Below are 20,999 nucleotides of genomic sequence, written 5' to 3' on the forward strand. Positions count from 1 at the left end.
CGCCCGAAAACCGGTCCCGGCACCGGCACGAACGGTCATCCGGGTGTTCGATACTGGAATGAAGCGGTCCGCCGCGGAACGCCCCTGCCAACAGACCACGAACCACCCGGGAGGTGCGCCTCATGTCCGCGTCGCTTGACTCCGCGGCCGCCGCAGCGCGAGAGGAGAGCGCAGACGTGAGACCGTCCGGTTCCGAGCTGGGCGAGCTCTGCGTGCTGATGAAGCTCGGCGAGATCGTCCTCAAGGGCAGCAATCGCAAGCTCTTCGAACGCCGGCTGCACAACAACATCCGGGCGGCCGCGCGCGCTCTCCCCGACATCAGGCTCTCCCAGCGCGGGGCGGGCGTCATCATCCTCCGGATGCCCGGCGGCTCCGACCTGCAGGTCGCCGAACTCGGCGAGCGCATGAGCAACGTCATGGGGATCGTCTGGGTGCACCTGGTCCGCCGGGTGGCCAAGGATGTCGAAAGCGTGACCGACATCGCGGTGCGCTCCACGGCCGAGCGCACCGGCAGCTTCGCGGTCCGCGCCCGCCGCCGCGACAAGCGCTTCCCGATGACCTCCTCCGAGCTGGCCGGCTATGTGGGTGCCAGGATCAAGGAGGCGCACGGGCTGCCGGTCGACCTCAAGCACCCGGAGAACACCGTCTTCATCGAGGTCGACAAAGACGAGGTGTTCGTCTTCACCGACGGCATCCCCGGCCAGGGAGGCCTTCCGATCGGGATGAGCGGGCGCGGCCTGGTGCTGATGTCGGGAGGCATCGACTCGCCGGTGGCGGCGCACCGGATGATGCGCCGCGGCCTCAAGGTCGACTTCCTGCACTTCTCCGGTATGCCGTTCACCGGGCCGGAGTCCATCTACAAGGCGTACAGCCTGGTGCGCCAGCTCGACCGCTTCCAGGTGGGCTCGCGGCTGTTCGTCGTCCCGTTCGGCAAGGCCCAGCAGCAGCTGAAGAGCTCCGGGATGGAGCGGCTGCAGATCATCGCGCAGCGCCGGCTGATGCTCAAGACGGCCGAGGCGATGGCCGACAACCTCGGTGCCGCGGCCCTCGTCACCGGCGACGCGCTCGGTCAGGTCTCCAGTCAGACCCTGACCAACATCACGGCCTTGGACGACTCAGTCGACCTGCCGATCCTCCGCCCGCTGATCGGCATGGACAAGGCAGAGATCATGGACCAGGCGCGCAGGATCGGCACACTGGCCATCTCCGAACTCCCGGACGAGGACTGCTGCACGCTGCTCACCCCGCGCCAGGTGGAGACCGCGGCCAAGATCGGGGATCTGCGCCAGATCGAGAAGCGGCTGGACGCCGAGGAGCTCGCCGAGTACCTCGCCACGACGGCGCAGATGCACCGGCCCAGCTTCCTCGGCGCCGCTGAGCCGGCGCTGGAGACCGCCGCCCGCCGCTGACCGAGGCGGCGGTCAGCGGCGGGCAGGGGCGGGGCAGGGGCGGTCTCAGGTCCGCACAGGCTCCCGTTGCGGGGCCGGCGTCAGCGTCCGGCCGACCAGCGCCGAGAGGGTGCCCGCCATGTCGGCCAGCTCGGCGACGTCCTCGTCCACCAGCGCCTGCGGTCCGTCGCACAGCGCGTTCTCCGGCTCGGGGTGCACGTCCACGATGATGCCGTCGGCGCCGACGGCGATCGCCGCGCGCGACAGCGGCAGCACCAGGTCCCGCCTGCCTCCCGAATGCGAGGGGTCGACGATCACCGGCAGGTGGGACAGCCGCTGCGCGACCGGGACCGCACTGATGTCGAGGGTGTTGCGGGTGGCCTTCTCGAACGTGCGGATACCGCGCTCGCAGAGCACCACATCGAGGTTGCCGCGCTGGGCGATGTACTCGGCGGCCATCAGCCACTCCTCGATCGTGGCGTTCATGCCCCGCTTGAGCAGCACCGGTTTGCCCGCCTCACCGGCGGCCTGCAGCAGCGCGAAGTTCTGCATGTTGCGGGTGCCGATCTGCAGCATGTCGGCGTAGGTCGCGACGAGCTCGACGTCGGCCGCGTCGACCACTTCGGTGACGATGGGCAGGCCGGTCTCCTCGCGCACTTCGGAGAGGATCTTCAGCCCGGTCTCGCCGAGCCCCTGGAAGGCGTAGGGGGAGGTACGCGGCTTGTAGGCGCCGCCGCGCAGCAGGGAGGCGCCCGCGGCCCCGGCCATCCGCGCCGCTTCCAGTGTCTGCTCCGGTGTCTCCACCGCGCACGGGCCGGCGATCACCGTCATGTTGTCACCGCCGATCGGCACGCCCTGGACGCGCACCACGGAACGGCTGACGTGGTTCTCCCGGCTGACCAGCTTGTACGGCACGGAGATCCGCAGCACGTCGCTCACTCCCGGTTTGGCGCGCAGGTCGAGGGTCTCGAACTGCTGGACGTCCCCCACAAGGCCGATGATCGTGCGGCTGACACCGCGGGTTACATACGCCTCGCCTCCAGCGGCGGCAACGAGGTCGACGAGGCTGTCGATACTGTCCGGGGTGGCGTCCGGCGCCATCACGATGACCATGTGCGTTCGTTCCTTCGAGGGTCGGGATTGTTCCTGCTGTTTCTTCGGGCCGAGCGGCTGGTGTGCCCGGACAAACGAAAAGAGCCCCGGGCCGTTGCGGCCCGGGGCTCTTCGAAGTCGTCCGTGTCAGCGCAACGCTGTTACGGCGACCGTCCTACCCAAGGGCCGGTAGCCATAAAAGCGCCAAAAGTTCCGCTGCATGGCAGCGACTATAGCGCATCGGAGAGGGACGGGGCACGGGACGGGGCCGCCGCGCCCCTCCCGGGTACCTGACAGTATGAACACGAGGGGTTCATGCAAGGAGACGGATTGTCGGAGCATCGACTGCCACCGGGGCAGTACGTACCGCGTGACCGGTCGGCCGTGCACTACGGTCCGGTGCCGCGTTTCCGCCCGGAACGATGGGACCTGCGCGTTTACGGGGCCACGGAATCGCTGGGTGAGTACCGGTGGTCGTGGCCGGAGTTCGACGGGCTGCCGCGCGTCGACACCATCTCGGACTTCCACTGCGTGACCAGGTTCACGATTCCCGCCATCCACTGGGCCGGCGTCCACGCCTCCCATCTGGTGGAGCTCGCGCCACCCTGTCCCGAGGCGACACACGTGATGGTGTGGGCCGAGTACGGCTACAGCGCCAACCTCCGCATGGACGACTTCCTTTCCGCGGACGTGGTGTTGGCGACGCACCGCGAGGGCGGGCGGCTCAGCGCCGAGCACGGCCACCCCCTGCGCCTGGTGGTGCCGCACCGGTACGGGTGGAAGAGCGTGAAATGGGTGCGCGCCATCGAGTACCTCACCGCCGACCGGCGCGGCTTCTGGGAGGAACGGGGTTATCACAACATCGCGGACCCCTGGGCCGAGCAGCGCTACTCTTACCAGGAGGAACCCGGCCAGGGGCCACCGTTGTACTGACCGGGGCGTTCCGGCGGGACCCGGTCCGCGGTGCGGTGGTCCGGGGCCGGCGGCCGGGGCCCATCGCGGCGGAGCGGTTCCCGGAGCGCTAGACGACCGCGCCGTTGTCCGGGCCGTTGTCACCGGGCGGGCGGTGGTCGCTCATCCGGACCACCAGAACCACGAAGCCGGCGATGAAGGCAGCCACCGCGCAGAACGCGAGCCACCCGGGGAGCCGCGCGCCGATCAGCATCGAACCGAGCAGCAGTACCGGGCCGCCGAACAGGCCGCCCCAGGACAACCGGCTGACCAGGTCGCCCCGCGGCAGGGGCGGTGGCGGCGGCGGAACGTAGTGGTCCTCGTGGTCGGAGCCGCCGGCACCATCGGGTTGGGAAGGCCGAAGCACGAGCGAATCGGAGTCCTCGTCGCGGAGGTCCTCCCCTCCGGAGTCCCGGGCCTCCTCCCCTGCCTGGTCCTCGCGTTCCCGCTGCTCCCGGGCGCTGAGATTCTCCGCGTCCGGCCAGGACATCTCGGCCGGGGTGTTCCCGTCCTCATAGAACCGCGCCACGAGATCGGCCCAGACGTCGTCGGCCTTGGAGCCGTGCGCGGACATGCTCTCCATAGGGCCGGTGTCGGACAGCGGCGCGTGTTCCGAGGTCTCGTACCCGCCGCCGTCGATCGCCCGCTCGCTGAGTTCGGGCAGCTCCGCTCGGAGGATCCCCTCGGCGGCCGCGCGCTCGGTGGCGTCGACGTAGAGGCGGTCGGTGGGCGGTTCGTCCAGCACGGAGGCGGCCGGCTCCAGGACGTCCTCCTCCAGGGGGACCGCATACGCGGCGATACCCGAGCGGCGCAGCGCGTCGAGCATGCGGTCGGCGTGGGGGGCCGCAAGCATTATGAGCGGGACATAGGCGTCCGCGAGCAGGCCGTTGCCACGGCGTTGCGTCATCGGTTGGTTCCTTCCCCGCTCCTGCTGTGCTCGCGCACGAACGCGAGGCTCCCGTCGAAGATCGTGCCGGCGTCGTGGTCCAGGGTGGCGACGTGGTAGCTGTTGTCCAGCAAGTTGACGGTCAGCGTGGTGTTCACCGCCCTACTGCTGAGCATACGCAGGCTTCTCGGGCCTATCACGTGGTCTTCGTTGCTCCGGTACGCCAGGATCGGAACGGTGATCTTCGGCAGGTCCCGCCGGGTGGCGTGCCACAGTCTTCGGAGTGTCGCGGCGGCGACCATGGGGACCCGGTCGTAACCGACCTCGTGGACATCCGGCTTCTTGATGTCGTCGGAGAGGCCCTTGGTCGAAGGGAGGATCCACCTCAGCAACGGCGCGAACAGCAGCAGCCGGTCCTCCATCACAAGGGCGGGGTTGACCAGCACCACACCGGCGACCTTGTCGGGGTGCACCTCGGCCAGGCGCAGCGCCAGGCAACCGCCCATCGACATCCCCATGACGAAGACCTCGTCGCAGCTCTGGTGCAGTCTCAGCAGGGCCGATTCGACCTCGGCGAACCACTGGTCGCTGGTCGTCGTGTTCATCTCCTGCCACGTGGTGCCATGTCCGGGCAGCCGGGGAAGCTCTACCGTCAGTCCGGCGTCGGCAAGGTGCTCGGCCCACGGACGCAGCGACTGCGGGGAGCCGGTGAACCCGTGGCACAGCAGCACACCGATGCCGTTGCCTCGCTGGCTGAAGGGCTCGGCCCCCGGCAGTAGTGACATGTTCTCTCCTCGATCTCTCGGATGCGGCATCGGCTGTACGAAACTAACCTTGGTTCCCTGGCTCCGGAAAGTCCCGCGGGCACGGCGACAGAGCCTCGCGCACCGGGCCGGGGAACGCGGGTCCACAGAATGATTCTCTCCTACCATCGGGTAGCTCGAACCGGCATTGGTGGCCGGCCTCAACCGGTGCGAAGATTGACAAACGGATGGTCGTGTGAGCGGGAAGGCGAACGTGGCGAAACAGGCCGAACGCTCCCCGCGCGAGCGGGGGTGATTCTCGGTGTTCTACTGGGTGGTCAAGGCGATCTTGGGGCCGATTCTCGCGGTGCTGTGGCAACCGCGCGCCTACGGGGTCGAGAACGTGCCCCGCACGGGGCCGGCGATCATGGTCAGTAACCATCTGTCGTTCTCCGACCACTTCTTCGGCCCCCTCCCCCTTCCGCGGAAGATGATCTCCCTGGCCAAGTCCGACTACTTCACGGGGAGAGGAGTCAAGGGGCTGGTCAGCCGGCTGTTCTTCAGCGGGGTCGGGTCGGTGCCGATCGACCGTTCCGGCGGCAAAGCCAGCGAGGCCGCGTTGCGCACCGCGCTCAAGCTGCTGAAACAGGGACACCTGGTGTGCATCTACCCGGAGGGCACCCGTTCACCGGACGGAAGGCTGTACCGGGGCAAGACGGGGGTCGCCCGGATGGTCCTGGAGTCGCGGGCCCCGGTGGTCCCCATGGCGATGATCAACGGCGAAAAGATCATGCCGCCCGGGCGCACCCTCCCCAAGCTGGGCATTCGGCCCAAGGTCGTCTTCGGTAAGCCGCTGGACTTCTCCCGTTACTACGGGCTGGAGAAGGACCCCCGGATCCTTCGCGCCGTCACCGACGAGATCATGTACTCGCTGATGGAGCTCTCCGGCCAGGAGTACGTGGACCGCTACGCGCAGTCGGTCAAGGCCGAACTGGAGGCGACGGCCAAGGAGGAGAAGCGCGAGCAGCACGCGAGCGAGAAGGACCGGAAGCGGACCGAGCGGGCCAAGCGCAAAGCGGAGAAGCGGGCCGCGCGCGAGGAGCGCAAGGCCGAGCGGCGGGCCCGGAAGTAAGGCCCGGGAGGGTTCACAGCTCGATCTCGGCCAGAACGGGCCGGTGATCGGTGGAGTCCCTGACGTCCCCGGCCGCCAGGGACTCCACCGGCACCCCGGCGCTGAGCGCCTTCAGTCCGGGTGAGGTGAATATCGCATCGATCCGGCGGCGGGGGCGCCTGGCCGTGAAGGTCGGCGACTCCCCCAGCGGCCGCACGGCCGCGACGTCGTCCAGTTGCGCCGCCAGCAGCCGCCACGCCGCTTCTTCGGGTTCGCAGTTGATGTCTCCCGCCAGAACGGCCGGGGCCGCGTGGGCGTCCGCGGTCGCCGCGAGGTAGTCCAGGACCTCCCGGGCGTGCTCCAAACGGGGCTCCGCGGCGAGATCGAGGTGGGTGCAGGCGACCGTCAACGGCCGCCCGGCCAGTTCCACGACCGCCGCCGAGACGGCACGGGTATGCAGCCCCGGATAGCGCCGCAGCACCCGGTGACCGGTGTGCCGGACACGGTTCCCGGGCCGCAGCAGGATCGCGAGCCCGCCCACGCGGCGGCTCGCCGCGATCTCCAGGCCGGTCGAGCGGGCCAGCGCGCGCCGCTTGGAGCGCCAGAACAGGAACCTGGGCGCCTCTTGGAGGCACACCACATCCGCCCGGCACGCGGTGATGACCCGTGCCACGGCGGCCCGGTCGTCACGCAGGAACGCACGTTGTAGCTGAGTACCCGAACGATCACGACAGCGGCTATACCCCGTCCGCGGCTCCGGGCACCCGCCCGCACGCGCGCTATCGGAGGGAGAGGTCGGCCGCGCCCACGATGCCGGCCCCGGAACCGAGTTCGGCGATCCGGACGTCGGCCATGCGGCGCGTGACACGTCCGGTGACGTTCTCCCGGAAGGAGGCCCGCACCGACTCCAGCAGGAGGTCGCCGGCGTCGGAGACACCGCCCCCGATGACGAAGCACTCCGGATCGAGGATCGCCGCGAGGTCGGCCAGGCCGAGGCCCACCCACGTGCCGACGGCCCGGAAGCACTCCAGGGCGCCCTCGTCCCCTTCGCGGGCCGCCTGGGTGATCTCCCTGCCTGGATGGCCGTGACATCGTTATCGGCCAGCTTGAGCAGGCGCTCGCCGCGCACGGGGTTGGTCATCGCGAGATCCTGGGCTTCGGCCACCAGCGCGCGGCCACTGGCGTACTGCTCCCAGCAGCCGCGGTTGCCGCAGCCGCAGCGGCGGCCGTTGGGCACGACGCGGTAGTGGCCGACCTCGGCCGCGACACCGTAGTGGCCGCGGTACACCTCGCCGTTCAGGACGAGCCCTCCGCCGACACCGGTTCCCAGGGTGACGCAGATGACGTGGTCGCTCCCGCGGCCGGCACCGAAACGGGCCTCGGCCCAGGCTGCCGCGTTGGCATCGTTCTCGATGGTGACCGGGAGGTCCAGCCGCTGCTGGATGCGCTCCTTCAGCGGTTCGTCGCGCAGTCCGAGGTTGGGGGCGACCACGACGGTTGCGCGGTCCGCATCGACGAAACCGGCGGTGCCCACACCAAGGGCCACGATCTCGTCGCCCGGACGGTCCCAGCCGAGCTCGTCCACCGCACGGACGACGGTGTCGGCAAGGGCCACCGGATCGCCGTTGGGGGTGGGGTGGGCGACTCTCCGCAGGAGCTGACCTCCGGGGTCGACGATCCCGGCGGCGGTCTTGGTGCCTCCGATATCTACGCCGATGGTCAACCGCATGGGCGGCTCCTTCTTACCTCGCGTCCGCGCTCCGCGGAACGCCTACGGGGCGATCACGCGGGAATGAACCATTGGATTAAACCAGCGGAGCCGCCTCTATGGGTGGGTTATTCGCCGCGAGAGATGGGCCGCGGCCCTCCGGTTGCGGGCCGGTCCCCGGACTCCTCTGCGTGCTGCGCCTCCTCGGCGCGGTGCTGCAATGTTCGTTCGAGGACACCGAGACTCTCCCCCAGCGCACCGGCCAGGGTCGCGCCCGCCCGCCCGAGATGCCCGACGACCTGCGGACCCGCGGTGCGCACGATACCCATGAGCTCTTCGAGCGGTGGCCGCTCGGGGCCCGACCGCTCCTGCTTGACGGCCTCAGCCCACACGTCGTCCTTGCTCGGGGGAGACGCGTTCGTGCCGGAGATCCCCCGCCGCACGCCCTCGACGATCAGCTTGCGCTGCACCGCGTCGACCAACCGCAGGGCGTCATCGATGATGTTCTGGGAACTCGCGGAGTCGCGATTCGGCTCTGCCATGATCTGCTGCCCCTTGTTCCTCGGCTCTTCCGGCGCCCCTGTCCGGGTCCGTGTCCTTCTGCCCGTTACGTTAGCCGCCCGACCCGCTTCCTGGTCGCACTCTCCGGGGAAAACCGGGGAACCCCTACTCGTGCTCAACGGCGCGCGGCTCTGCCCACGATCCCGTACCTGCTCGGCTCCCCTCCCGCCCACGGGTGAGGGCGCTCTGGAGTTCCGCACTCCGTCGCCGACCGCGGAGAGGGCGGTTCCGGCGCCAAGGCACGCGCACCACCGTCCCGCCTCGCCCAGGGCGCCCGCGGCCGGCCGTGCTCGATGCCCACTGTGCTCACATGCGCTCCCACCACCGGTATTGTCGAGTACGCCATGCTTCGGCCCTGCTCTGGCGGGCATACTTCTGGTTACTCCGCGCGATAGCGGTGCCGAGCGCAGGTGGACCGGCGAGTCCAGAACATGTTGCCGCGCGGCGGACGGTCGCGGAGTCCGCGGGGTCTACCTCCATCAAGCTGGGATCACTATCGGATACCGAGCTAGAACTGGTTCTACCCGACGGTAGTAAAACTTGTTACGGTCAGCACGTCCCCTCGTAGAATCCAGTACGTCCAGGAGCAAGCCGTGCGCGAATACACACGTCCAGTGAAGGTCGAGATCTCCCAGAACGCGCGCTTGACCGACACCGTCTTCGCTCGCGCCACCGAGGAACCCACCGCTGTCGCGCTACGTCGGCAGGAATCCGGTCAGTGGCGCGATGTGACCTGCAAGGAGTTCCGCGATGACGTCGCCGCGATCGCCAAGGCGCTGATCGCCGCGGGGATCGAGCACGGCGACCGGGTCGGGCTGATGTCGCGGACCCGGTACGAATGGACCACCATCGACTACGCCATCTGGGCCGTCGGCGGTATCACCGTGCCGATCTACGAGACCTCCTCCGAAGACCAGGTCGAGTGGATCCTCGGCAACTCCGGCAGCAAGGCCGTCTTCGTCGAGACTCCGGAGCACGCCGAGCGGGTCCGCCAGGCGCAGTCCGCTCTGCCCGACCTGCGGCACATCTGGGTGATCGAGGGCAACGCGCTCAGCGAGTTCACCGGGACGGGCACCGAGGTCGAGGACTCGGTTCTCGAAGAGCGGCGCACCGCGGGCAACGTGGACGAACTGGCTACGCTCATCTACACCTCCGGCACCACGGGCCGCCCCAAGGGGTGCGAGCTGACCCACCGCAACCTTCTCTTCACCACCCACAACGTGAACCACGGGCCGCTGGAGAGGATCTACATCGTCGAGGGCCGCTCGACCCTGCTCTTCCTGCCGCTGGCGCACTCGTTCGCGCGCATGATCCAGATCAGCTGCATCGAGTCGCGCACCATCATGGGGCACTTCCCCACTACGGGCCCCGAACTCATCGACCAGTTCTCCGTCTTCAAGCCGACGTTCCTGCTGGCCGTCCCGCGCGTGTTCGAGAAGGTCTACAACAAGGCCGAGCAGAAGGCCACCTCCGAGGGCAAGGGGAAGATCTTCCACGCCGCCACGGAGACCGCGATCGCCTACAGCCGCGCCCTCGCCTCCGGGCACGTGCCGCTTTCCCTGCGCCTCAAGCACAGCCTGTTCGCCAAGCTGGTCTACAGCAAGCTCCTCGACCGGCTCGGCGGAGAGGCCCGGTACGCCGTCTCGGGCGGCTCCGCGCTCGGTGAGCGGCTGGGGCACTTCTTCCGAGGTGTCGGACTGAACATCATCGAGGGCTACGGTCTCACCGAGACCTCGGCGCCCACCTCGGTCAACGACCCCGACAGGAACAAGATCGGCACAGTAGGCACCCCGTTCCCCGGTGTCAGCATCAAGATCGCCGAGGACGGCGAGGTCCTCTGCAAGGGCGACCACGTCATGCGCGGCTACTGGGACAACCCCAAGGCCACCGAGGAGGCCTTCGACGAGGACGGCTGGTACCGCACCGGTGACCTCGGCTCCCTCGACGATGACGGCTACCTGACGATCACCGGCCGCAAGAAGGAGATCATCGTGACCGCGGCCGGCAAGAACGTGGCGCCCGCCGTCATCGAGGACCGGATCCGCTCGCACGCCCTGGTCAGCCAGTGCATGGTGATCGGCGACAACCGCAACTTCGTCTCCGCGCTGATCACGATCGACCCCGAAGCGCTGGAGTTCTGGAAGGGGCAGAACAGCAAGAGCGGCGACGTGGCCGACCTGGCGGAGGATCCGGACCTGAGCACCGCTGTGCAGGAGGCCGTCGACTCGGCCAACAAGGCGGTGTCCCGGGCGGAGTCGGTCCGCAAGTTCAAGATCCTGCCGGTGGACTTCTCCGAGGAGGGCGGCCAGATGACGGCCTCTCTGAAGCTCAAGCGGCACGTCGTCGCCGACCACTTCAGCAAGGAGATCGAGGAGCTCTACGCGGAGTAGCCCCGACCCCTCCACGGCCCCGCCGGCCCCGCCGGCGGGGCCGCACTCCGCCGCTCCGCCTCCTCAGGCCGTGAGGAGCCCGTCAAGGCGACGGGAGGTCGCCGCCCAGGACCACTCGCGCTGCACCCAGGCGCGGCCGCGCTCGCCCATCTCAGCGGCCGCAATCGGGTCGTGCAGCAGCCGGATCAGTGCGCGCGCGGTGGGACCGGGCCGGCGGCCGTCGACGACATGGCCGGTATCGCCGTCCAGGACGGCGTCCGGCGCACCGCCGGACGCCCCGGCGACGACGGGTAGGCCGGTGGCGGAGGCTTCCAGGTAGACGATCCCCAGGCCCTCCACGTCGAGGCCGCCGTTGCGGGTGCGGCACGGCATCGCGAACACGTCCGCGGCGGCGTAGTGGGCGGGCAGCTCTTCGGCGGGCACCGAGCCGGTGATGACGACCGAGTCCTCCACCCCCTGCTCCCGCGCCATGGCCTGGAGGCGCCCCCGGTACGGCCCATCGCCCACGATGAGCAGCGCCGCCCCGGGGACGTCGGCGAGCACCCGCGGCCACGCCCGTACCAGCGTGTCCTGCCCCTTGCGCGGCACCAGCCGGGAAACGCAGGCGACGACGGGCCGCCCGACGAGGCCGTAGCGCTTCCGGATCTCCTCGCCTCCGGCCTCGGGGCGGAACCTGGCGGTGTCGACGCCCGGGGTGAGACGGCGCATCCGCGCGGCGGCGGCCGGCGACATGGCACGCGCCAGACGCTCGCGCGTGTACTCCCCCAGATAGGTGACGACGTCAGCCTGGTCGGCGATCCGGCGGAACGCCTTCCTGGCTCCCGGCAGCGCGGACCAGCCGGTCTCGTGGCCGTGGGTGAGTGCCACGATCCGGCCGACCCCCGCCCGGCGCAGTCCCGCGGCCATGAGGCCGAGCGGGGCCGCGGCCCCGAAGATCACGGAATCGCAGCCCTCCAGCCGGGCGATTCTCTGGGCCCGGCCCAGCACTCCGGGAGTGGGCAACAGGACGGGGACACGCTCCCGGATCACCGGAAACGGCTGGCTGACATCGAAGGCGGCCGGATCGCCCCATGCGGCTCGCCCACGGCTTCCAGGTGTCGAGCAGTACACGATCACCGAGTCCGGGGGTCTGCGCAGCGCCAGTTCGTGCACGAACGCCTGGATCCCTCCAGGACGGGGCGGGAAGTCATTGGTGATGATCAGCGTAGGCGGCACGGGACCGAGTCTAGGGACCGGCCCGGCCCCGATCCCGCGCGACAGCCCCCGTTCCCCGGACCGGCTCCCGGAGACCGCGGGCCCCGAAAGGCCCCGGCCTGGTGGGCGGCCTGCTAGGGGCGGACACCGCCGACGAACTCGTTGCGGTAGTAGTCGCTCAGCGCGACCTCGTGAACCGGTTTGGAGGACGTGGAGGCGTGCACCATCGTTCCGTCGCCGGCGTACATGCCCACGTGGCTCGGCGCCGAACTGTCGTAGAAGAACATCAGGTCGCCGGGCTGCAGACTGTCCCAGGAGACAGGCGAACCGGCGTTGAACTGGTCCTGGGAGACCCGCGGCAGGCTCACGCCCGCCTCCCTCCACGCGGCCTGGGTCAGCCCGGAGCAGTCGTAGCCGTCGGGACCGGTGCCACCCCAGACGTAGGGCTTGCCGATCTGGGCGTAGGCGAACTCCAGGGCCGCCCTGGCGTTACCGGAGGCCGACCCGTTGTAGGTCCCGCCGGACGAGGAGGCGCCGGCGGAACTGACCCCTGAGGTGGCCTCCTCCTGCTCCTCGGCGGTGAGCTCGTCGAGCAGCTCCTGCTGCTCCTCGATCTTCTCCTCGCCCTCGTCCCTCGCCGATTTGGCCTTGGCCAGGGTCTCCTTGGCGTCCTCCTCGACCTCCTCGGCCTCGGCCGTGAGATTCTCCAGCCTGGCCTTTTCCTCGGCGAACTTCTCGAAGCTCTCTTCCTGGTTCTTCGAGAGGTAGCCGAGGTCGGCCACCTGCTGGAGTGCGTCGTCAGGGCCGGAGGCACCCAGGAGATAGGCGGGCGAGCTGTAGTCCACGCCGCTGTAGGCCGCGCCGACCATGGCGCTCACACTCTGGCGCAGACCCGCGAGGTCCTCCTCGGTGCCCTCCAGGTCGGACTCGATGTCCTCAAGCTTCTGCTGAGCGGCGTCGTAGTCCTCTTTGGCCTGGTTGTACTTCTCGTTGAGTTCGGAGAACTCCCGCTCAAGGGTCTCGATCTGCTCGCGGACCTCGTCCTGCGAGGGGTCCGCGTACGCGATACCGGTGGAGAGCAGCAATGCGCTGGCGGCGAGGAAACTCACAGCCGCCAAGGGCCGGCGATACGAGCCACGTTCATGGCGATTCCCCACGGTGGTGGCACACCTTTCTCCCAATGACCGCCTACCGGAACGCTTCTGCTGGGTCGGGCGGGAGGGACAGGCCCGGCAGGACCACGCGAGTGGCGCTGTATCGACCCCGTGGATCTCTCTGCGGCGCACGGTCGGGGGTGGATCCGTACGCCCGGGGATCTCCGGTTCTCCGCGGCGTTGGGGTACGGGGGCGCGAGACGCGGAGTTCGACGGGAGTCCGGCCGCTGCCATCTGGTGACGGCAGGAATGACGACCTCGCTCGGCGAGGGACCCTAGTACATTCGCGCACCAGGCTCAACCGTTCCGTTATATCCGCCGAGTGGTAATGGAGCGTCCTAAACGCCGATCTGACCTGATCTAACAGGAAAAACCGCCGCCCGGAGCCCAGATCGCCCTCCTGGCCCCGGACAGCGGCACTTCGCCCTTCCTTCCGGCGCCCTGAGGAGCGCCGGAAGGGTGATCCGCGACTACGGCCGCACGCCGAACTGGAACTGGCCGTCCCAGTAGCCCGACAGCGAGACGACCTCGACGTTCTTGCCGGTGCGAGGCGCGTGCACCATCTGGCCGTTTCCGGCGTACATGCCGTTGTGCCCCAGCTCGGGGAAGAAGAAGATGATGTCGCCGGGCTGCAGTTCGCTCATGCTGTTGATGCGCTGGCCGGACTCGGCCTGGCCGTAGGTGGTGCGCGGCAGGCTCACGCCGGCCGACCCCCAGGAGCGCAACATCAGTCCGGAGCAGTCGTAGCTGTCGGGACCCGCCGAGCCGTACACGTAGGGCTTGCCGATCTGGGCGTAGGCGAAGTCGAGCGCGGCCCGGGCGTTTCCGGAGGCGCTGCCGCTGTAGCTGCCGCCGGTGTCGTCGCCGCTGCCGACGGGGTCGGCGTCGGGGAACTCGGCGAGCAGCGCCTCCTGCTCCTCGACCTTCTCCTCGACCTCGTCCTTCTTGCTCTTCATGTCCTCGTACTTGGACTCGGTGTCATCGAGCGCACCCTCGGCCTCGTCCTTCAGCTTGAAGAGCCGCTCGGAGGAGCCGGCGAACTCGTCGAGCTTGGTCTTCTGGGTCTCGGAGAGGTAGTCGACGTCGGCCGACTGCTCCAGAAGGTCCTCGGGCTCCTCCACGGACAGCACGTTCCGGGTGGCGTCGAGGTCGTTGCCCTTGTAGGCGGCGGAGGCGAACTGGGAGACCTCGCTGCGCAGCTCGTCGTACTTCTCCTCTTCGTCACCGACCTGCTCTTCGAGCTCTTCGACCTTCTTCTTGGCCGCCTCGTGGTCTTCCTTCGCCTCGTTGTAGTCATCGACGATGGAAGCGGCCTCTTGGTTGAGCTCGTCGAGCTGAGCCTCGACTTCCTCCTGGCTCTGCTCCGGATCGGCGTAGGCGACTCCAGAGGGCACGATCAGGCTACCGGCGGCCACGACCCCGATACCGGTCGCAAGCCGACGGGCCGTGCGCCGACCACCTTTACTGGCCATGGGGGTCCACGCTCCTTATTGACTCAGGTTTATTGACTCAGGTCCGACTACGGGGATTTCGGGGGCGGGGGGAAGCGCCGCGGACGGTGCCGCACAGAGACCTGACGAGCGGGATCACGGTCACGGTGCGCCACACGTGCCGGGTGACGCGGCAGCACGACCGCTCCGTCCCGGACATCCGGGTACATCTCCCGCATCGGAGGACTTAGGGGCCGGAGTCACTGGACACAGGCCACACGACTCCAGCCTGATGACGGGGGCGATCAAGCTCCGGGTAGAACCTAGCGGAACACCCTCCCTACCTCAACCACAACAACGAATGAGTAACGACGAACACAGCCGTTTCGGGGGCATCCTCCCAGCCCTGCCGAGCGCCGCGCGCTTTATAACAGAAACGTCACATCCACGCGAATGGCGCATAAGCCCCGCCGAGACGCCCTCGAATGCTACCCCGCGGGTTCAAGGTGCCTCAGCAGCAGGGCCGAGGACACCGTGCGCGCCCCGGCGCGGCGCACCGCGGTGACGACCTCGTTGTCCGAGGTGACCACGGCGAGCGGGCGCCCCGGAGGTTCGGCCCTGACCAGCCGGATGATGAGTTCGTCGGCGGTCTCTCCCGGAGCGCTGAAGAGCAGCCGCACCCTACGCGTCGATGAGAGCACCGGTGGGGTGTCGACAGCGGCGCCGTCGAAGACACAGGTAATCTCGGCCTTGGTGCGGCTCGCGAGCCTTCCAGGGAGGCCAGGAGGCGGCTGCGCTGATCGGCCAGCGGCAGGGTGCCGTACCCGGTCTTGGTGACGTTATAGCCGTCCACGAGGACGTGTACCCGCGGCAGTACCAGCAACTGGTCGATCAGAGCGGGGTCGTCGTCGGGCACCCCCTGGCTCGGGAGCCCCCCAGCGGTCTCCCGCTGTCCATCCGTGACCAGGTCGGCCGGGCTGTCGATGGACGTGGGCAGGGCGAGTTCGCGGCGCAGCCCGTGAGCGGCGTCGAGGAGCACGTCAAGGAGCACGCGCAATCGCGCCTCGTCCGCGCTCCGCCCGGTCCTGGCCGCGCGCCGGGCATTCTCCACCTGCGACTCCACGGCCTCGAGCCGGTTGCGCAGCCGGCGGTTCTCCGATTCGAGGGCGCCCACCTGGGTGGACAGCGTCGCGCTGCGCTCGGCGGCGTCCTGAGCCTCCTGCTCGGCTCGGGCCTCGGCCTCTTTGGCGCGCTGGCGCTCGGCGTGGATCCTGCGCCGCAGATCGGCGATGGTCCTGCGCTGCTCGCGCAGTTCGGAGCGGGCCCGGTCGAGTTCCTCCCGCTGCTCGTTCTTGGCCTCGTCCAGCCGCCGGCGGAGCTCGGCGATGGTCGCGGCCGCCTCGTCGGCCTCCTTGGCCGTCTCGCGGCGCCGCAGCTCATCGCAGATCTGCTCCACGATGTCGGGCCATCCCGCGGGCCGGATCAGGTAGGCGGCCGCGGCGACGGCGACCGGGTCCGCGGCCGGGGGGATGGTGCCGTTGCGCAACTCCCGGGCGAGCTCCGGCCAGACCTGCTCCACCCGCGCCGCGACAAGGGCACGGAACTCGTCGTCGCTCTCCAACTGCGCGGCGATCTGCGGCCCGGCCAGCCGCGCACGCCGGCGCGGCTCGAACCTGGCGACCCGCCGCAGTACCGGCGGTAACTCCGCCACCCGCAGTCCGCCGAGCACATCGGAGCCGTACTCGATCACCCGGGAACGGACGCTGTCGGGCAGCGGCCGGCGAAGCTCTCCAGAGGATGGGCCGGGCACGTGCTCCTTCGGCTCCGCGTCCGCTTCCTCGGCTCGCACCGGTGCTTCGTCGGGGCCGGAGTTCATAGCCGCTCCGCTCTGCCTTCGACCGTGGGGTCCGAGCCGGGCGCGGGCCGGAGAAGGCTCCGTGCCGGGCAGACGGCGCACCAGAGGCACCGCACTGGTCCGGCGGCCCCGTTCATGCGGCAGCGTCTCGGCGCCGCGTACGCGCCGCACGGGCCGACCTGCGGGTGGTCGCCCGGCCGCGCGGTCCGGATGACGCCGGAGCGGACCGCCTTCCCGCACCGCGTACGCCGCCTGGCGGACGGCACCGACAAACTCACAGCCTCGTCCCCTCTCTCACCTACGACCCTAGGCCCTGACCGTGCGGAACAGCCGGGCTAACACGGCCGCCCCCGTGCCGCCCTCCCCCGGCCAATACGCGGAAGGTCCGGGCCATCCTTCCACGGAGCAGGCGCAACGACCGTCGCGCATCCGCGCCGACGCCGGCAACCGCGGACAGCAGCGATCCGAAACCGCAGCAGGGCACAAGCCCGTCGGCACCCGCGTTTACCCTGTCCAGGTGACTGACCAGCGCCCACATCTCCAGGGCACCCTCGATGACCTGGGGACGCCGCTGTCGCACTGCACGTTTGTGATCGTGGACCTGGAGACGACCGGGGCACGCCCCGGCGAAGCCCGGATCACCGAGATCGGCGCGGTGAAGGTGCGCGGCGGCGACGTCCTCGGCGAGTACTCCACGCTCGTCGACCCTCAGACCTCCATCCCTCCGTTCATCACTCTGCTGACCGGTATCACCCAGGCCATGGTGGCCACCGCGCCGCCCATCGAGGCGGTGCTGCCCAGCTTCCTGGAGTTCGCCGCTCTGGACCGAGGGACGGTCCTCGTCGCGCACAACGCCCCCTTCGACGTCGGCTTCCTCAAGGCCGCCTGCGCCGAGCACGGGTACGAGTGGCCCGCTCCGCCCGTTGTCGACACCGTCGTGCTGGCCCGCCGGCTCGTCACACGCGACGAGGTGGCCAACCACAAGCTCGGCACGCTCGCCGGGTTCTTCGGCGTTCCCGATCAGCCCACGCACCGCGCGCTGGACGACGCCCGCGCCACCGTCGGCATCCTGCACGGGCTGTTCGAGCGGCTCGGCTCGTTCGGTGTCGACACCCTCGAGGAACTGCGCCGCCTGCGCTCGGCTCCCACCGCCGTCCAGCGCCGCAAACGCCACCTCGCCGACGACGTCCCGGAGTCACCCGGGGTCTACGTCTTCACCGACGCCAAGGGCGACGCCCTCTACGTCGGGAAGAGCTCGAACATGCGGAAACGCGTGCGCTCCTACTTCACCGCCGCCGAGACCCGGGGCCGGATCCGGGAGATGATCCCTCTTGTCGAGGGCGTCACCCCGATCCCCTGCACGATCGGGCTCGAAGCCGATGTTCGGGAACTCCGGCTCATCGCCGAGCGCAAACCGCCCTACAACCGCCGCTCGCGCAACCCCGAACGTTCCGTCTGGCTCAAGCTCACCCGCGAGATCTACCCCCGGCTGTCCATCGTCCGCGCCGTCCACGGCGACGGCGCGCCTGTGGTCGGCCCCTTCCGGTCCTCCCGCGAGGCCGAACTGGCCCGCGAGGCCCTGCACCACGCGTTGCCGCTGCGTCAGTGCACGCACCGCTTCTCACCGGGGAAGCCCGTGTCGGCCTGCCTGCTCGCCGAAATCGGCAAGTGCGGAGCGCCCTGCGAGGGCCGGGAGTCGCCCGGCGAGTACGCCGAGCACGCCGGGGCCGCACGCGAAGCCATGACCGGTGACGCCGGACGGGTGGTCGGCGCGCTCACGGACCGGATCTCGGTGCTGTCGGCCGAGCTCCGGTTCGAGGAGGCCGCCCTCTACCGCGACCGGCTGGCGGCATTCCTGAAAGCAGCGGCGCGGGCCCAGCGGCTCTCCGCACTCGCGGAGATCCCGCACCTCGTCGCCGCCCGCCCCGAAGGACCCGACTGGGAGATGTGCGTGGTCCGCCACGGCCGCCTGGCCGGGGCCGGCGTGCTGCGTCAGGGCACCGACCCGAGCGCCTATCTGCGGGCGCTGGCGGCCGCGGCGGAGACCGTGTTCCCCGGCCCCGGTCCGGCACCTCGGGCCGGGGCCGAGGAGATGGAGTGTGTACTGCGCTGGCTCGAATCCCCCGGTGTCCGCCTGGTCGAACTCGACCGTCCCTGGACATGCCCGATCAACGGCGCGGAACGGTACCGTGGCCTCACAGACTGGGACCGCGCCCCCTCCTCCACCCGGAGGTGAGCCTCCCGGTCGGTGAGAACGCGCCGGCGGCACCGCGCTGAGCCACGGAGAAGCCCGCAGGCAGGTCAACCAGAGCACCGCTCACGGCAACGGACGGATCACGACCCAGATGGCAGGCATACCGCTCAGCGACGACTACCCGGTCCGCCGCGTCCCGGCCGTCACCTACCTGCTCATCGCCGCGAACGTCACCGTCTACCTGCTCTCGCCACTGTCCGGTATCGCCACCTGGTACGGTCCGGACCTCCTCGCGCGGGCCTGCGCGATGGACGTCTACCTGTTCCGCTGGGCCGCCATCCCCGCTGAGCTGCTGAGCGGGGAACAGCTGAGCGGCGCCACCGACTGCCCGGGAAGCGACTTCACGAAGATCCCGTGGGTCTCCTCGATCACCTCGATGTACCTGCACGGCGACGTCGCTCACCTGCTGAGCAACATGGTTTACCTGTTCGTGTTCGGGCCGGTGGTGGAGGACCGCCTCGGCCGCTTCCGCTACCTGGGGCTGTACACGGTCGCGGGAATCCTCGCGACATACGCCTTCGCGATTACCGAGGCCGGCGCCGAAGTGCCGCTCCTGGGAGCCTCGGGCGCGATCTCCGGCGTCCTCGGGGCCTACCTGGTGGTCCAGTACCGCAGCCGGGTCACCACCCTGGTCTTCTTCGTGATCCCGGTGCGCCTGCCCGGGTGGGCGCTGGTGGGAACGTACTTCGTGCTGCAGTACTACCTCTACATCAGCATCTCGCTGTTCCCCGGCGGGGAGACGGGTGTCGCCTACGCGGCCCACGTCTACGGCTTCATCGCCGGGGTGATCGGCGGACTGCTCATCCACCGCACCCGCTGGCGGTCCGGCACCCGCCTCTCCGACGTGTACTAGCGTGCCTCCCACCGTGAGAGTCGCGGACCCGACGCCAGGAGGCCCATTGATCACCGCGATCGTGATGATAGAAGCCGACATCGACCGCATCCCCGACGTGGCCGAGGCGATCGCCGCGATCGACGGTGTCAGCGAGGTCTACTCGGTCACCGGCACCATCGACCTGATCGCCATGGTCCGGGTGCGCAGGCACGAGGAGCTCGCCGAGATCATCCCGGGCCGGGTCAACAGGGTGCCCGGTGTGCTCTCCTCCGACACCCACATCGCCTTCGGCGCCTACTCCCAGCACGATCTGGAGTCGGCGTTCTCGCTCGGAATGGACTGAGGACGGCCGCGCTAGTCCTGCCCGGCGTAGGAGCCGCTGACCTCGATCCAGCGGTCCAGGGTGGCCGCCGCGGCCCCGCTGTCGACCGCCTCGGCGGCCCTCGCGTAGCCGGCCCGCAGCGAGTCGACCAGGGTGCCGGGGAGTCCGTCGGCTGCGGTGATCGCGGCCGCGGCGTTGAGCAGGACGGCGTCGCGGATCGGGCCGGGCTTCCCTGCGACGAGGTCGCGTACCGCCCGGGCGTTGCGGTCCGCGTCACCGCCGCGCAACGCCTCGGGCTCCGCACGGCCGATGCCCAGGTCCGCGGGGTCCAGCGTCTCCTGGCGGACCGTACCGTCCTTGACCACCCACACGGTGGACGTGGTCGTCGTGGTGAGCTCGTCGAGACCGTCGTCGCCCCGGAAGACCAGGGTCGACGTTCCCCGCTGCGCGAAGACGCCGGCGATGGTCGCGCACATGGTCTCGTCGAAGACTCCGACCGCGCCGGCCGTGGGCCGGACCGGGTTGGTCAGTGGGCCGAGGAAGTTGAAGACCGTCGGCACCGCGAGCTCGCGCCGGGGCTTGGCGGCGTAGCGCAGCGACGGATGGAACAGCGGAGCGAAGCAGAAGGTGATCCCGGCCTGCTCGACCACCCGCGCGGTGTGGTGCGGCGGCAGGTCGATGAGGACGCCCAGCCGCTCCAGCACATCGGCCGTGCCGCACGAGGAGGACGCGGCGCGGTTGCCGTGCTTGACGACCTTGCACCCGGCCGCCGCCGCGACGATCGCGGCCATCGTGGAGACGTTGACGGTGTGCGCCTGGTCGCCTCCGGTGCCGACGATGTCCGTCGTGGGGCCGGGAACGGAGATCTGGACGGCGTTGGCGAGCATCCCCTCGGCCAGCCCGGTGACCTCCTCCACATCCGCGCCTTTGGCGCGCAGCGCGATGGCGAAGCCGGCGATCTGGCGTCGGTGGCCGAGCCCGACATGATCTCGTTCATGGCCCACTCGGTCTCCGCCCTGGAGAGGGAAGCACCGCTGAGCAGGGTGGTGATCAGGTCGGCCCAGGTCCGCGTCGGGGAGCTCACGTGTCCGTCCTCGGGTGTTCGTGGTACGGCGGAACACTCGT

Annotated in this window: 15 protein-coding genes and 3 pseudogenes; 7 read left to right on the forward strand and 11 right to left on the reverse strand. The window is 69.7% G+C overall.

The genetic code is table 11. From position 1 onward, the window contains the following. Positions 1 to 122: 122 nt before the first annotated feature. Complete coding sequence (gene thiI, locus VS93_RS17610) at positions 123 to 1,409, forward strand: tRNA uracil 4-sulfurtransferase ThiI (protein WP_046471009.1); 1,287 nt, start codon at positions 123 to 125, stop codon at positions 1,407 to 1,409. A 45-nt stretch (positions 1,410 to 1,454) separates the two neighbouring features. Here thiI and aroF read toward each other — a convergent pair whose 3' ends face one another. Beyond that, positions 1,455 to 2,501, reverse strand: coding sequence for a 3-deoxy-7-phosphoheptulonate synthase (gene aroF, locus VS93_RS17615; protein ID WP_046471010.1), 1,047 nt, complete (start codon positions 2,499 to 2,501; stop codon positions 1,455 to 1,457). A gap of 309 nt (positions 2,502 to 2,810) precedes the next feature. Between aroF and VS93_RS17620 the strand changes: the two genes are divergently transcribed. Then, positions 2,811 to 3,413 (forward strand): molybdopterin-dependent oxidoreductase, encoded by a 603-nt coding sequence (locus tag VS93_RS17620; protein ID WP_046471011.1) that lies wholly within the window; start codon positions 2,811 to 2,813, stop codon positions 3,411 to 3,413. An 88-nt stretch (positions 3,414 to 3,501) separates the two neighbouring features. Here the strand turns inward: VS93_RS17620 and VS93_RS17625 are convergent, their stop codons facing one another. Together VS93_RS17625 and VS93_RS17630 are read right to left on the reverse strand one after the other, a co-directional pair. After that, on the reverse strand, positions 3,502 to 4,338 hold the full coding sequence (locus VS93_RS17625) for a hypothetical protein (RefSeq protein ID WP_046471012.1): 837 nt from the start codon (positions 4,336 to 4,338) through the stop codon (positions 3,502 to 3,504). After that, on the reverse strand, positions 4,335 to 5,102 hold the full coding sequence (locus tag VS93_RS17630) for an alpha/beta hydrolase (protein WP_046471013.1): 768 nt from the start codon (positions 5,100 to 5,102) through the stop codon (positions 4,335 to 4,337). The genes VS93_RS17625 and VS93_RS17630 overlap by 4 nt, the downstream gene beginning before the upstream one ends. A 280-nt stretch (positions 5,103 to 5,382) precedes the next feature. Between VS93_RS17630 and VS93_RS17635 the strand changes: the two genes are divergently transcribed. Then, positions 5,383 to 6,192 (forward strand): lysophospholipid acyltransferase family protein, encoded by an 810-nt coding sequence (locus VS93_RS17635; RefSeq protein ID WP_046471014.1) that lies wholly within the window; start codon positions 5,383 to 5,385, stop codon positions 6,190 to 6,192. 13 nt (positions 6,193 to 6,205) lie between these two features. On the opposite strand, the gene VS93_RS17640 is transcribed toward VS93_RS17635, so the two are convergent. The 3 genes and pseudogenes from VS93_RS17640 to VS93_RS17650 all read right to left on the reverse strand — a co-directional run bounded on the left by VS93_RS17640 (position 6,206) and on the right by VS93_RS17650 (position 8,421). After that, positions 6,206 to 7,039, reverse strand: a complete 834-nt coding sequence (locus VS93_RS17640; protein WP_338022763.1) for an endonuclease/exonuclease/phosphatase family protein — start codon at positions 7,037 to 7,039, stop codon at positions 6,206 to 6,208. Next, positions 6,951 to 7,900, reverse strand: a pseudogene (locus VS93_RS17645) (ROK family glucokinase). Before VS93_RS17645 ends, VS93_RS17640 begins: the two are co-directional and overlap by 89 nt. A gap of 107 nt (positions 7,901 to 8,007) precedes the next feature. Then, positions 8,008 to 8,421, reverse strand: a complete 414-nt coding sequence (locus tag VS93_RS17650) for a hypothetical protein (protein ID WP_046471016.1) — start codon at positions 8,419 to 8,421, stop codon at positions 8,008 to 8,010. Positions 8,422 to 9,033: 612 nt separating this feature from the next. Between VS93_RS17650 and VS93_RS17655 the strand changes: the two genes are divergently transcribed. Further along, a complete protein-coding gene (locus VS93_RS17655) occupies positions 9,034 to 10,830 on the forward strand; it encodes an AMP-dependent synthetase/ligase (RefSeq protein WP_046471017.1) in 1,797 nt (598 codons plus the stop codon). Between the two features lie 63 nt (positions 10,831 to 10,893). Here the strand turns inward: VS93_RS17655 and VS93_RS17660 are convergent, their stop codons facing one another. From VS93_RS17660 to VS93_RS17675, 4 genes and pseudogenes are all read right to left on the reverse strand, one after another. After that, on the reverse strand, positions 10,894 to 12,045 hold the full coding sequence (locus VS93_RS17660) for a glycosyltransferase family 4 protein (protein WP_046471018.1): 1,152 nt from the start codon (positions 12,043 to 12,045) through the stop codon (positions 10,894 to 10,896). Positions 12,046 to 12,158: 113 nt separating this feature from the next. Continuing rightward, on the reverse strand, positions 12,159 to 13,133 hold the full coding sequence (locus tag VS93_RS17665; protein WP_236700599.1) for a C40 family peptidase: 975 nt from the start codon (positions 13,131 to 13,133) through the stop codon (positions 12,159 to 12,161). 515 nt (positions 13,134 to 13,648) lie between these two features. Further along, on the reverse strand, positions 13,649 to 14,650 hold the full coding sequence (locus VS93_RS17670; protein ID WP_046471020.1) for a C40 family peptidase: 1,002 nt from the start codon (positions 14,648 to 14,650) through the stop codon (positions 13,649 to 13,651). Positions 14,651 to 15,096: 446 nt separating this feature from the next. Further along, positions 15,097 to 16,484, reverse strand: a pseudogene (locus VS93_RS17675) (NYN domain-containing protein). Between the two features lie 496 nt (positions 16,485 to 16,980). Between VS93_RS17675 and VS93_RS17680 the strand changes: the two are divergent. The 3 genes from VS93_RS17680 (at position 16,981) to VS93_RS17690 (ending at position 19,895) form a co-directional block, all read left to right on the forward strand. After that, the gene (locus tag VS93_RS17680; protein WP_046471038.1) at positions 16,981 to 18,699 is read left to right on the forward strand and encodes a DEDD exonuclease domain-containing protein; all 1,719 of its coding nucleotides are present in this window, start codon (positions 16,981 to 16,983) and stop codon (positions 18,697 to 18,699) included. 109 nt (positions 18,700 to 18,808) lie between these two features. Next, positions 18,809 to 19,570: a rhomboid family intramembrane serine protease gene (locus VS93_RS17685; RefSeq protein ID WP_046471021.1), complete on the forward strand. Its 762-nt coding sequence runs from the start codon at positions 18,809 to 18,811 to the stop codon at positions 19,568 to 19,570. 46 nt (positions 19,571 to 19,616) lie between these two features. Then, complete coding sequence (locus VS93_RS17690) at positions 19,617 to 19,895, forward strand: Lrp/AsnC family transcriptional regulator (RefSeq protein ID WP_046471022.1); 279 nt, start codon at positions 19,617 to 19,619, stop codon at positions 19,893 to 19,895. Positions 19,896 to 19,906: 11 nt separating this feature from the next. Here the strand turns inward: VS93_RS17690 and trpD are convergent. Then, positions 19,907 to 20,958 (reverse strand): annotated as a pseudogene (trpD, locus tag VS93_RS17695) (anthranilate phosphoribosyltransferase). Positions 20,959 to 20,999 lie beyond the last annotated feature (41 nt).

This window comes from Allosalinactinospora lopnorensis (assembly GCF_000981225.1).
GTDB classification, from domain to species: domain Bacteria; phylum Actinomycetota; class Actinomycetes; order Streptosporangiales; family Streptosporangiaceae; genus Allosalinactinospora; species Allosalinactinospora lopnorensis.

Coding starts and splice junctions, on each gene's coding strand:
- VS93_RS17630 (WP_046471013.1), bottom strand. CDS start 5,102: ATGTCACTACTGCCGGGGGCCGAGCCCTTCAGCCAGCGAGGCAACGGC.
- VS93_RS17625 (WP_046471012.1), bottom strand. CDS start 4,338: ATGACGCAACGCCGTGGCAACGGCCTGCTCGCGGACGCCTATGTCCCG.
- VS93_RS17650 (WP_046471016.1), bottom strand. CDS start 8,421: ATGGCAGAGCCGAATCGCGACTCCGCGAGTTCCCAGAACATCATCGAT.
- thiI (WP_046471009.1), top strand. CDS start 123: ATGTCCGCGTCGCTTGACTCCGCGGCCGCCGCAGCGCGAGAGGAGAGC.
- VS93_RS17685 (WP_046471021.1), top strand. CDS start 18,809: ATGGCAGGCATACCGCTCAGCGACGACTACCCGGTCCGCCGCGTCCCG.
- aroF (WP_046471010.1), bottom strand. CDS start 2,501: ATGGTCATCGTGATGGCGCCGGACGCCACCCCGGACAGTATCGACAGC.
- VS93_RS17670 (WP_046471020.1), bottom strand. CDS start 14,650: ATGGCCAGTAAAGGTGGTCGGCGCACGGCCCGTCGGCTTGCGACCGGT.